This is a genomic window from Enterobacter sp. GD03975 (assembly GCF_029838645.1).
In the GTDB taxonomy this organism is placed as follows: domain Bacteria; phylum Pseudomonadota; class Gammaproteobacteria; order Enterobacterales; family Enterobacteriaceae; genus Enterobacter; species Enterobacter quasihormaechei.
Window position 1 is genome coordinate 85,018 of record NZ_JAOBZC010000016.1, and the last position, 12,519, is coordinate 97,536.

Genomic DNA, 12,519 nt, shown 5'->3' on the forward strand with positions numbered 1-12,519 from the left:
GGCGCTTCGCTTGCCGGGCCTACAGGAGCACGATCGTTAACGCGAAATCCCCTGCCCCACCTTTATGACCGCCGCAATATTCCTTGCGGCCATTTGCACGTTCTGTTGCGCATTTTCCAGCGCGTCCTCCAGGGAACAGATGGTGTAAATCACGCTGAACACGGCATCCAGCCCATGCTCGTGCACCACGCCAACGTCCGCCGTCAGGCTGCCGGCAATGCCGATAACCGGTTTGTTGTAGCGTTTCGCGACTCTCGCTACGCCAACGGGCACTTTGCCGTGGATCGTCTGGCTGTCGATACGCCCTTCGCCCGTGATCACCAGATCGGCGTTCGCGACCTGTTCATCAAGATGCAGCGCATCGGTGACAATCTCAATGCCCTGACGAAGCTGCGCGCCGCAAAAAGCGTACAGCGCCGCCCCCATCCCGCCAGCCGCACCGCCGCCCGCCAGGTTTAAAACGTCAATATCCAGATCCCGAGCGATAATTTTTGCGAAATGCGCAAGCGCGTCGTCCAGCGTCCTGACCATTTCCGGCGTCGCCCCTTTCTGAGGACCGAATACCGCAGACGCGCCAGCCTCGCCGATCAGAGGGTTGGTCACATCGCAGGCCACTTCGATTCGGCAGGATGCCAGCCGCTTGTCCAGCCCGCTGAGATCGATATGAGCAAGGCTAGCCAGTTCACCGCCGCCCGGCCCAACGTGCTGCGCTTTAGCATCCAGCAGTTTTACCCCCAGCGCCTGCACCATGCCCGCGCCACCGTCATTGGTCGCGCTGCCCCCAATGCCGATAATGATATGCTTAACGCCCGCGTCCAGGGCATGACGGATGAGTTCCCCGGTTCCCCACGAGGTGGTGATTAACGGGTTACGCTTTGCCGGAGCAACAAGCTCCAGGCCGCTCGCGGCCGCCATTTCGATAAACGCGCTTTTCCCGTCTCCGGATAAGCCGAAAAACCCTTCCACGCGTTCACCCAAAGGCCCGGTAACGGGAACATGGACAAGGCGCCCCTGCGTGGCGGCCACCATAGCCTCCACCGTCCCTTCGCCACCATCGGCAACCGGTAATTTGACGTATTCCGCTGAGGGGAAGATTTCGCGAAAACCGACCTCTATCGCTGTCGCCACCTCAAGCGCGCTCAAGCTTTCCTTATACGAGTCCGGAGCGATAACAATTTTCATAAGCCATCCTTACGCATGTTAGTTACGTTAAGCATACACCACGTAAGGGACCGCCCATGGGAGCGGTCCCAATGCGCTTATCGTACCATGCACGGACGTTTATTGTCGAATGACCACTCAGGGATCAGGTACTGCATCGCCAGCGCATCATCACGTGCGCCCAGGCCGTGTTTCTGATACAGCTCGTGCGCTTTCATGACCTGATCCATATCCAGCTCAACGCCAAGACCCGGCGTGGCGGGAACCTGCACCATGCCTCCCTTGATCTCAAACGGCCGTTTGGTCAGGCGCTGGTTGCCCTCCTGCCAGATCCAGTGGGTGTCGATGGCGGTAATGTTGCCCGGCGCAGCGGCCGCCACGTGGGTGAACATCGCCAGCGAAATGTCGAAATGGTTGTTGGAGTGCGAGCCCCAGGTCAGGCCAAACTCGTGGCACATCTGCGCCACGCGAACCGAGCCCTGCATCGTCCAGAAGTGCGGATCTGCCAGCGGAATATCCACCGATTGCAGCGAGAGCGTGTGCCCCATCTGGCGCCAGTCGGTTGCGATCATGTTCGTGGCGGTTGGCAGCCCGGTGGCGCGACGGAACTCCGCCATCACTTCACGTCCGGAGAAACCCTGCTCTGCGCCGCACGGATCTTCCGCGTAGGCCAGCACGCCCTTGAGCTGCTTGCCAATGCCGATCGCTTCATCAAGCGACCAGGCGCCGTTCGGATCCAGCGTGACGCGCGCCTGCGGGAAACGCTTCGCCAGCGCGGTAATCGCTTCCGCCTCTTGTTCACCGGCCAGCACGCCGCCCTTCAGCTTGAAGTCGTTGAAGCCATATTTTTCATACGCCGCTTCCGCCAGGCGCACCACCGCGTCCGGCGTCATCGCTTCATCGTGGCGCACGCGATACCAGTCGCATTTTTCGTCCGGCTGGCTCTGGTACGGCAGCGGGGTGAGGTTGCGGTTGCCGATAAAGAACAGGTAACCGAGCATTTCCACTTCGCTGCGCTGCTGGCCGTCCCCCAGCAGGGAGGCAACGTTGACGCCCAGATGCTGGCCTAACAGATCCAGCATCGCGGCTTCAATGCCTGTGACCACGTGGATAGTGGTGCGAAGATCAAACGTTTGCAGACCACGGCCACCCGCATCGCGATCGGCAAAAGTGTTACGCACGCTGGTCAGCACATTTTTGTACTCGCCCAGCGCTTTACCCACCACCAGCGGAATGGCGTCCTCCAGCGTTTTACGGATCTTCTCCCCGCCCGGAATTTCACCCACACCGGTGTGTCCTGAGTTGTCCTTGATCACCACGATATTGCGGGTGAAGAACGGCGCGTGCGCGCCGCTCAGGTTCATCAACATGCTGTCATGTCCCGCGACGGGGATAATCTGCATGGAGGTGACTACGGGGGTAGAAAATGTGCTCATCGTTCGATCCTTTTTTCAGTGACGTCCAAAAACAGGGCGCTTACGGTCAAATGTCCAGCCGGGGATAAGGTACTGCATCGGGCCCGCGTCATTGCGCGCGCCGCCCGGCAATTTTTTATACGCTTCATGCGCCTTGTGGATCTGATCCCAGTCAAGCTCCACGCCCAGCCCCGGCGCATCCGGTACGGCAATGGTGCCGTTTTTGATTTCAAGTGGATTTTTGGTCAGGCGCGCTTCGCCCTCCTGCCAGATCCAGTGGGTGTCGATGGCGGTCGGGTTGCCCGGCGCCGCCGCGCCAACGTGGGTAAACATCGCCAGCGAAATGTCGAAATGGTTATTGGAGTGGCAGCCCCAGGTGAGCCCCCAGTCATCGCACAGCTGCGCCACGCGCACCGCGCCGGAAAGGGTCCAGAAGTGCGGGTCTGCCAGCGGAATGTCCACCGCATTCAGCATCACCGCGTGACCCATTTCGCGCCAGTTGGTGGCGATCATGTTGGTTGCGACCGGCAGTCCGGTGGCGCGGCGGAACTCCGCCATCACCTCGCGGCCAGAGAAGCCCTGCTCCGCGCCGCACGGATCTTCCGCGTAGGTCAGCACGTCGCCCAGCCCTTTGCACAGCGCGATAGCTTCATCAAGCAGCCATGCGCCGTTCGGATCGACGGTAATGCGCGCCTCCGGGAAGCGTTTTTTCAACGCCCGTACGCTGTCAATCTCCTGCTCGCCCGGCAGGACGCCGCCTTTCAGCTTGAAGTCTTTGAAGCCGTAGCGATCCTGCGCCGCCTCTGCCAGGCGTACCACCGCCTCGGCGTTGAGCGCTTCCTGATGACGCAGGTGATACCACTCGTGGCTGCCCGGCGAGCGATCCAGATACGGCAGATCGGTTTTAGTCCGGTCGCCAATGTAGAACAGATAGCCCAGCACCGTTACCGCATCACGCTGTTTGCCAGGCCCCAGCAGCTCGCAGACGGGCACGTTCAGCGCCTTGCCCAGTAAATCAAGGAGAGCCGCCTCCAGCGCCGCCACCGCGTTAACCCGCAGTTCAAAGGTCCAGGCGCCTTTTCCGAAGGTATCAAAATCCGCCGACTGGTTGCCCTTATGCACGCGCTGGACCACCTTGTTCAGGCGGGCGATCTCCTGCCCAACCACCTGCGGGATGGCGTCGACCAGCGTCTGGTAAATCACCTCTCCGCCAGGCGCTTCCCCGACGCCGGTATTTCCTGCACTGTCGGTCAGCACCACGATGTTGCGGGTAAACCAGGCGTTATGCGCGCCGCCAATGTTGAGCAGCATGCTGTCCTGCCCCGCCACCGGGATGACCTTCATCTCCGTTACGATAGGGCTTGATTGCGTTGTCATCATCCGCGCTCCCCAACAGGTTTCAGTTCGATACGTTTGATATCGCCCACCAGCACCAGGTAACTGAGTACCGCCACCAGCGCATGGACGCCAACATAAATCAGCGCGCCGTTGAACGAGCCGGTGGTGCCGACGATGTACCCGATAGCGATTGGGGTGACAATGCCGGAAATGTTGCCAAACATGTTGAACAGACCGCCGCTCAGGCCGCTGATCTCTTTCGGCGCGGTGTCTGCCATTACAGCCCAGCCCAGCGCGCCAATGCCCTTACCGAAGAAGGCCATCGCCATAAAGCCGATGATCATCCACTCCGCGCTAACGTAGTTACAGAACACCATGGTCATGGAGAGCAGCATCCCGAGCACGATGGGCGTTTTACGCGCAATGTTCAGCGAACCGGTACGACGCATCAGCCAGTCGGAAATAACCCCGCCGAGGACCCCGCCCACAAAGCCACAGATGGCCGGTACGGAGGCGACAAACCCCGCCTTCAGAATCGACATGCCGCGCGCCTGCACCAGGTAAACCGGGAACCAGGTGATGAAGAAGTAGGTTAACGCGTTAATGCAGTACTGGCCGAGATAGATGCCGATCATCATACGTGAGCCGACGAGCTGCTTGATCTGCGCCCATTTTTGGCTGAACGGGACCTTAGCCTTTTGGGTTTTCTGATCCATGTTGATCAGCGCCCCGCCTTCCGCAATATAGTCCAGCTCTTTCTTGTTCACGCCCGGGTGCTGGTTTGGTTCGTGGATCACCTTCAGCCAGATGAAGCTGATGACGATCCCCAGCCCGCCCATGAAGAAGAAGACGTGTGACCAGCCCACTTCATGCGTCAGCCAGCCCATGATGGGCGCGAAAATGACCGTTGCAAAGTATTGCGCCGAGTTAAAAATGGCTACCGCCGTTCCCCTCTCCTGCGCCGGGAACCAGGCGGCCACGATGCGGCTGTTACCGGGGAAAGACGGTGCTTCCGCTAAGCCCACCAGGAAGCGGAGGGTAAAGAGCGCGATGATGATGCCGAAGCCGCTGAAGATATCCACGAAGCCCTGCAACAGGGTGAACATCGACCAGATAAAGATGGACCAGAAGTAGACCCGTTTTGAGCCGAAGCGATCAAGCAGCCAGCCGCCAGGGATTTGGCCGATAACGTAGGCCCATGAAAATGCGGAGAAAACATAACCCATACCAACCGGATCGAGCCCGATGTCTTTTGCCATCTCAGAGCCGGCAATGGACAACGTGGCGCGGTCGCCGTAGTTGAAAGATGTGACGATAAACAGCATCACCACTATCCAGTAGCGAGCGTTGGTGCGCTTCTCAGCGCTGCTCGCCGCGTGGCTTAATGTACTCATTGTTGCACTCCTGAAACATAGCTTTCGCCTGGTTCATTCTGTACAGCACCTGTAGGGTAATCAGAATGAGAGATTGGTGTTTGGTTTTGGTACGGCATCAAGCCGTTTTATAGTGACGAGAAAAGTATATGAAGGAGTGATGCGTTCTCTCACCGTGCAGGAACACAACATTGAAGAGTGTGGGGAACGTGGTTTGGGGCATAAGCCCAAAGTGATGGAAGATACTTCACGGAATTGAGGATTTGGTGCGGCTTTGTTGCCGGGTGGCGGCTACGCCTTACCCGGCATACGAAACTATTTAAGAAGCGTTGCCCAGTGTTCAACCCACGGGTTCGACACGCTTTCCGGTACAGGGTGCTCACCTGCGTCGATCAGCAGCATCTCGCCGACGCGCTGAGCGCTCTGTTCCTGCAACAGCGCATCGAACTGCTTGCCGCCGCCGCAGAAGTTTGCATACGAGCTGTCTCCCAGCGCGATGATGCCGTAATGCACGTCCGGCTGGTAGCCAAGCCGATCTTTAATCCCCTGGAAAAGCGGCATGATGCTGTCCGGCAAATCGCCCTGCCCCGTGGTCGAGGTCACGATAAGAATGTATTTATCGGCGTACTTTTCCCAGTCTGCCAGCTCCGGATCTTCATAGACCGTGGCTTTATGGCCCTGATTGACGAGGATTGCTTCCGCTTCCTCCGCCACCAGCAGCGAGTTGCCGTACATCGTGCCGACAAAAATACCTACTTCAGCCATGCTTTGCTCCCGTCATTATTTCGCTTGCTGTTCATCCTGAACGTTGCCTGCGGCAAACTCAACCCTTTCATTTTCGGGGAGTTGTCCCAGCCAGCCAAACTGTGACAGCGCCTGCATCCAGACCTCATCCAGCCCCGCACGAATAGTCAGCGGTTCGCCGGTAAACGGATGCGTCAGGCGCAGCTCGCTGGCGTGCAGCATCAGCCGGTTACAGCCAAAATGCTCTGCCGCACTGCGGTTCTGGCGCAGATCGCCGTGCTTGCTGTCGCCGATAATCGGGTGGCGCAGGTGCGCAAGGTGGCGGCGAAGCTGATGTTTGCGCCCGGTTTTGGGCAAAAGCTCAACCAGACCGTAGCGCGTGGTAGGAAATTTGCTGGTCGCCACCGGCAGTTCTGTGGTCGCCATACCGCGATACTCCGTCACCGCAGGCTGCGGGCCTTTATCCTCGCGGGCAAATTTATCGGCGATTTTATCCAGTTCCTCCACCAGCGGATAATCCAGCGTGGCGGAATCCGTCAGCCAGCCGCGCACAATGGCGTGGTAGCGCTTCTGGATCTGGTGCTGTTCAAACTGCTGCGACAGCAGGCGCCCGGCCTCGCTGGAAAGTCCCATCAGCAGAACGCCAGAGGTTGGCCGATCCAGACGATGGGCAGTAAAGACGTGCTGACCAATTTGATCGCGCACGGTTTGCATCACCACCACTTTCTCATCGCGATCGAGCCAGCTTCTGTGTACCAGCCAGCCGGACGGTTTATTCACCGCCACCAGCCACTCATCCTGATACAGGATCTCAAGCGTCATGCATCGTCACCGGCGAAAAGCGTATCCAGCTTTTCCAGCTCAACCAGCATAACGTCGCGCGCCGGGTGGGTCGCCTCCAGCGCCATTTCGTAATAGGGAGAGACGGCAAACGCCTGGGGCAAGGCGTGTCCCCCTTCCAGCAGCGCGTGCATGCGCGGAATTAATACCCACTGGAGCCATTCGAACGGGGACAGCGTATCCAGACAAAACGGTTGGGTGCTGGCGAACGCTTCTGGCTGCGGCGCATTATCCTGCCACAGCTGATGCTGGCGCATAAGGGCTTCGATGGCGTGCAATTGCGCACGAACGCTATCGTGATGCGTCATAGTAACCTCAACTGAAAAACGGAATGGCGCGAAGCATAGCATTGCGGAAGACAGAAATAAAAAAAGGGAGCACTGTAAAAACAGTGCTCCCGGTTCGTTTCGCAGCATTCCAGCTACAATACGTGCTCCCTGCTCATCCGTGACAACTTTTCCTGATGCCCGAAGGCCTGGTCATCCCTTTACCTTTTGCTTCCTGCTCACATCGTCCTGATGTGTAGGTTTCATCCTGAAACGTCCTGGCCATCCTGACCCACCGACCATCATGACCGGCTCTCGTTCTCCTTCCTGGAGGTGTCCCTTACGCATCCTGCGTGATCCACTTTGCTTCATCCTGAAGCCTTCCTGCGGCGTCGTCCTGACGTGTCCCTGATAAGAAACGCCATCATCCTGATGTTCGTTTCTTGCGTCGGCATCCTGTCGACAGAGATAGAATCCGCTATTCTGCGTCGTCTTACAACCCACCTTGTGCGCAGTGTAAGCCAGGCGAAACGGGTATTATCGATTAAGGAAATCGCTAACCTGTTGAAAGGAAAGTTAATATTAATCTTAAATCCATAAGACAATGCTAATTGTTTCGGCGATGTCTCACAGAGCGTGTAAGAGATCTCTCACACGTCCAGTAGCATCATGGATTACAGAAGCGGCTCAAGGCGGGTGAGGAAATCCGCAAGTGAAGGCGCGAGAACGTCGCGATTGCGGGTGCCGAGCGTCTCTTTAATCACCTCGCCAGAGAGGTTGCAGACAGAAATGACGTCCAGTTCACTGTCGAGCGTCGCAATAAAGAGAGTCGGAGAGAGCTTAAGGCGTTTTTGCGTGACCAGGTGACCAATGAGGTTTTCCTGAACGCGCTGAAGATCGTCTTCGCTCCAGGTTTGCAGCAGCGTCAGCGGCTGTCGTGCAAAGCATGCCGTCATATCCCCGGCAAACTGCGTGGTATAAAACGCATGAAGCGCAGGTTGTACCACAATGTCCATGGCGCGTTCAACCGCATTTACGTTCTGCTCGCCCGCGAACGGTTTCGGTTGCCAGAGTACGTAATCATCCTGCGAAGCGATAATGCACGGTGACGGCACGCCATATAATTCAGTGCTTTGCGGCCACGTCCCCCGCTTTTCATGCCAGGCATCGCAATAGCGGGTCGTGAAGCTCGTCAGGGCATTTGCAGTTTCGATATCCACCGATTTCTCTCTTCTTGTAAGACAGGATAAACTCAGCCCCTAAGTGTACCTGTAAAGTGGCTATGAAACATGTCTTACGTAAATCATCAGGCGTTAACGGGCTTAACGCTGGGTAAATCGACCGATTACCGCGACACCTACGACGCAAGCCTGCTTCAGGGCGTGCCGCGCAGCCTGAACCGCGATCCGCTTGGCCTTCATGCCGATGCGCTGCCGTTTGTTGGCGGCGATATCTGGACGCTGTATGAACTCTCCTGGCTGAACGCGCGCGGGCTGCCGCAGGTGGCCGTGGGCCACGTTGAGCTGGACTACGCCAGCGTGAACCTGGTCGAGTCCAAAAGCTTTAAGCTCTATCTCAACAGCTTCAACCAGACCCGATTCAACAGCTGGGACGAGGTTCAGCAAACGCTGGAGCGGGATTTAGCCGCCTGCGCGCAGGGGAACGTATCCGTCTCGTTATACCGTCTGCACGAGCTGGAAGGACAGCCCATTGCCCATTTCCACGGCACCTGCATCGACGACCAGGATATTGAGATAGAGAGCTACGAATTTAGCACCGACTACCTCGAAAACGCGGCGAGCGGAAAGCGTGTGGACGAGACGCTGGTCAGCCACCTTCTCAAATCCAACTGCCTCATTACCCACCAGCCGGACTGGGGCTCCGTTCAGATTCAGTATCGCGGCCCGAAAATTGACCGGGAAAAGCTGCTGCGTTACCTGGTGTCGTTCCGCCACCACAACGAATTCCACGAGCAGTGCGTGGAACGCATCTTCAATGACATCCAGCGTTTCTGCCAGCCTGAAAAGCTGAGCGTTTATGCCCGCTATACCCGTCGTGGGGGTCTGGATATCAACCCGTGGCGCACCAATACCGATTTTGTGCCTGCCACCGGACGGCTGGTACGCCAGTAAGATAAATATTTTCACAATATGCGGGCGGTATTCCGCCCGAAGTGTTGTGAAACGTCATAAGCCAGGGCTATTGTAATCAACAGGGAAAGACGATAATCGTCCCATAAGGAGCTCACTTGATTACACATATTAGCCCGCTTGGCTCTATGGATATGTTGTCGCAGCTGGAAGTGGACATGCTTAAACGCACCGCCAGTAGCGACCTTTATCAACTGTTTCGTAACTGTTCACTTGCCGTACTGAACTCCGGAAGCCTGACCGACAACAGTAAAGAGCTGCTGTCCCGCTTCGAAAGTTTTGATATCAACGTGCTGCGCCGCGAGCGCGGCGTGAAGCTGGAAGTGATCAACCCGCCGGAGGACGCTTTTGTCGACGGGCGTATTATTCGCTCACTTCAGGCCAACCTGTTTGCCGTGCTGCGCGATATTCTGTTTGTTAACGGACAGATCAGCAACGCCGGTCGTTTCCAGCATCTTGATCTGGAAAGCTCCGTTCATATCACCAACCTGGTCTTTTCCATTCTGCGTAACGCCCGTGCCCTGCACGTGGGCGAGGCGCCGAACATGGTCGTCTGCTGGGGCGGTCACTCCATTAACGAAACCGAATACCTGTACGCCCGCCGCGTGGGGACTCAGCTCGGCCTGCGCGAGCTGAACATCTGTACCGGCTGCGGTCCTGGCGCGATGGAAGCGCCGATGAAAGGCGCGGCAGTAGGACACGCGCAGCAACGCTATAAAGATGGTCGCTTTATCGGCATGACCGAGCCGTCGATCATCGCCGCTGAGCCGCCTAACCCGCTGGTTAACGAACTGATTATTATGCCGGATATCGAAAAGCGTCTTGAGGCGTTTGTCCGTATCGCGCACGGCATCATCATCTTCCCGGGCGGCGTAGGCACGGCGGAAGAGCTGCTTTATCTGCTGGGGATCCTGATGAACCCGGCCAACAAAGACCAGGTTCTGCCGCTGATCCTGACCGGCCCGAAAGAGAGCGCCGACTACTTCCGCGTGCTGGACGAGTTTATCGTGCATACGCTGGGTGAAGACGCGCGCCGTCACTACCGCATCATCATTGACGATGCCGCAGAAGTGGCCCGCCAGATGAAAAAAGCGATGCCGCTGGTGAAAGAGAACCGTCGTGATACCGGGGATGCCTACAGCTTCAACTGGTCCATTCGTATCGCACCGGATCTCCAGATCCCCTTCGAGCCGTCGCATGAGAACATGGCGAACCTGAAACTCTATCCGGATCAGCCGGTGGAAGTGCTGGCTGCCGACCTGCGTCGCGCCTTCTCCGGCATTGTGGCGGGGAACGTGAAAGAGGTGGGGATCCGCGCGATTGAAGAGTTCGGGCCGTATAAGATCCACGGTGACCCGGAGATGATGCGCCGTATGGATGACATGTTGCAGGGCTTTGTCGCCCAGCACCGCATGAAGCTTCCAGGCTCCGCCTATATTCCGTGTTACGAAATCATCAAGTAAAGCGTCATTTCCTTCCACTCAAGCCGGATCGTCATCCGGCTTTTTTATTAGTGATGCAATTCATAGCGCTCTTAAATGTTATTAGCTAATCTGACGCCAACGCAAACGATTACCTGGTTTCTGAAACCGTAAATAATCAGCCTTAATCAAAATTACCCGCCAGAAAATACTAAAATCCCATTTCTTTACAGCGAAAGACACCTATCTCGCGGGCCAGCCTTTTCTAAAACATGTTGCTAATGGTAGCCTTCGCGCCCGTAAATTCTCTTTGATGTTTTTTTAACAGATAATTGGTCTAAAGATGCCCACATCATAAGTGGATTATTGCATTTGGGATCGCGATCACTGATAGATTCATAACTAGAATGTATCTTTCCGCCCGCCAATAGTTACGGGCAAAAATTATTAAAAAACCGTCACTGAACGAATTTCATATTACCGTCAGGCACTTTTTCATCGGATTTGACTAAAAACCTGACAATTTGCTTCCTCCAGGAGATACAGATGGAAACCACTCAAACCAGCACCGTTGCTTCGATTGATTCCCGAAGCGGTTGGCGCAAAACGGATACCATGTGGATGCTTGGCCTTTACGGCACGGCAATCGGCGCTGGTGTACTGTTCCTTCCTATCAACGCGGGCGTCGGCGGTCTGATCCCGCTGATCATCATGGCAATCATCGCTTTCCCGATGACCTTCTTTGCACACCGCGGCCTGACCCGCTTCGTGCTGTCCGGTAAAAACCCGGGCGAAGACATCACTGAAGTTGTTGAAGAACACTTCGGCGTCGGCGCTGGTAAGCTGATTACCCTGCTCTACTTCTTTGCGATTTACCCGATTCTGCTGGTTTATAGCGTCGCTATCACCAACACCGTTGAAAGCTTCATGATGCATCAGCTTCAGATGACCCCGCCGCCGCGCGCGATCCTCTCCCTGATCCTGATCGTCGGTATGATGACCATCGTGCGCTTCGGCGAGCAGATGATTGTGAAAGCGATGAGCGTGCTGGTATTCCCGTTTGTTGCGGCCCTGATGGTGCTGGCGCTGTACCTGATCCCACAGTGGAACGGTGCTGCCCTGGAAACCCTGTCTCTGAGCAGCGCATCCGCGACCGGTAACGGCCTGCTGCTGACCCTGTGGCTGGCAATCCCGGTAATGGTGTTCTCCTTCAACCACTCACCCATCATCTCCTCCTTCGCGGTAGCGAAGCGTGAAGAGTACGGCGACGGCGCAGAGAAGAAGTGCTCCAGCATCCTGGCTCGCGCGCACATCATGATGGTACTGACCGTAATGTTCTTCGTGTTCAGCTGCGTGCTGAGCCTCTCCCCGGCGGATCTGGCGGCGGCGAAAGAGCAGAACATCTCTATTCTGTCTTACCTGGCAAACCACTTTAACGCACCGCTGATTGCGTGGATGGCACCGATTATCGCGATTATCGCCATCACCAAATCCTTCCTGGGCCACTACCTGGGCGCACGTGAAGGCTTCAACGGTATGGTGATTAAATCTCTGCGCGGTAAGGGCAAGAGCATTGAAATCAACCGTCTGAACAAAATCACCGCGCTGTTCATGCTGGTGACCACCTGGGCGGTAGCCACCCTGAACCCAAGCATTCTGGGCATGATTGAAACCCTGGGCGGCCCGATTATCGCGATGATCCTGTTCCTGATGCCGATGTACGCGATTCAGAAAGTGCCTGCGATGCGCAAATACAGCGGCCATATCAGCAACGTCTTCGTTGTTGTGATGGGTCTGATTGCCATCTCCGC

11 protein-coding genes are annotated in these 12,519 nt (G+C 56.7%); 3 read left to right on the forward strand and 8 right to left on the reverse strand.

The genetic code is table 11. From position 1 onward, the window contains the following. Positions 1-36: 36 nt before the first annotated feature. The 8 genes from N5C09_RS19645 to syd all read right to left on the reverse strand — a co-directional run bounded on the left by N5C09_RS19645 (position 37) and on the right by syd (position 8,357). Entirely contained in the window at positions 37-1,182 is a 1,146-nt protein-coding gene (locus N5C09_RS19645; protein WP_193527700.1) for a glycerate kinase, read from the reverse strand. A gap of 77 nt (positions 1,183-1,259) precedes the next feature. Then, complete coding sequence (gene gudD / locus N5C09_RS19650) at positions 1,260-2,597, reverse strand: glucarate dehydratase (protein WP_063869329.1); 1,338 nt, start codon at positions 2,595-2,597, stop codon at positions 1,260-1,262. 15 nt (positions 2,598-2,612) lie between these two features. Further along, the gene (locus tag N5C09_RS19655) at positions 2,613-3,953 is read right to left on the reverse strand and encodes an enolase C-terminal domain-like protein (protein ID WP_193527756.1); all 1,341 of its coding nucleotides are present in this window, start codon (positions 3,951-3,953) and stop codon (positions 2,613-2,615) included. Next, positions 3,953-5,308, reverse strand: coding sequence for a galactarate/glucarate/glycerate transporter GudP (gene gudP / locus N5C09_RS19660; protein ID WP_063451910.1), 1,356 nt, complete (start codon positions 5,306-5,308; stop codon positions 3,953-3,955). The genes N5C09_RS19655 and gudP overlap by 1 nt, the downstream gene beginning before the upstream one ends. A gap of 294 nt (positions 5,309-5,602) precedes the next feature. After that, positions 5,603-6,052, reverse strand: a complete 450-nt coding sequence (locus tag N5C09_RS19665) for a flavodoxin (RefSeq protein WP_279749714.1) — start codon at positions 6,050-6,052, stop codon at positions 5,603-5,605. A 15-nt stretch (positions 6,053-6,067) separates the two neighbouring features. Then, positions 6,068-6,853, reverse strand: coding sequence for a tRNA pseudouridine(65) synthase TruC (truC, locus tag N5C09_RS19670; protein ID WP_236328615.1), 786 nt, complete (start codon positions 6,851-6,853; stop codon positions 6,068-6,070). Beyond that, entirely contained in the window at positions 6,850-7,179 is a 330-nt protein-coding gene (locus N5C09_RS19675) for a YqcC family protein (protein WP_063869323.1), read from the reverse strand. The genes truC and N5C09_RS19675 overlap by 4 nt, the downstream gene beginning before the upstream one ends. Before the next feature lie 632 nt (positions 7,180-7,811). Beyond that, positions 7,812-8,357: a SecY-interacting protein gene (syd, locus tag N5C09_RS19680; protein WP_193034958.1), complete on the reverse strand. Its 546-nt coding sequence runs from the start codon at positions 8,355-8,357 to the stop codon at positions 7,812-7,814. Between the two features lie 69 nt (positions 8,358-8,426). On the opposite strand from syd, the gene queF reads away from it, so the two are divergent. The 3 genes from queF to N5C09_RS19695 form a co-directional block, all read left to right on the forward strand. Next, positions 8,427-9,269 carry an NADPH-dependent 7-cyano-7-deazaguanine reductase QueF gene (queF, locus tag N5C09_RS19685; RefSeq protein ID WP_279749715.1) on the forward strand — a complete coding sequence of 281 codons (843 nt, stop codon included), beginning with the start codon at positions 8,427-8,429 and terminating at the stop codon, positions 9,267-9,269. A gap of 116 nt (positions 9,270-9,385) precedes the next feature. Beyond that, complete coding sequence (ppnN, locus tag N5C09_RS19690; RefSeq protein ID WP_063451916.1) at positions 9,386-10,750, forward strand: nucleotide 5'-monophosphate nucleosidase PpnN; 1,365 nt, start codon at positions 9,386-9,388, stop codon at positions 10,748-10,750. 504 nt (positions 10,751-11,254) lie between these two features. Further along, the coding region (locus tag N5C09_RS19695) for an HAAAP family serine/threonine permease (RefSeq protein ID WP_279749716.1) at positions 11,255-12,519 on the forward strand (1,265 nt) is incomplete at its 3' end.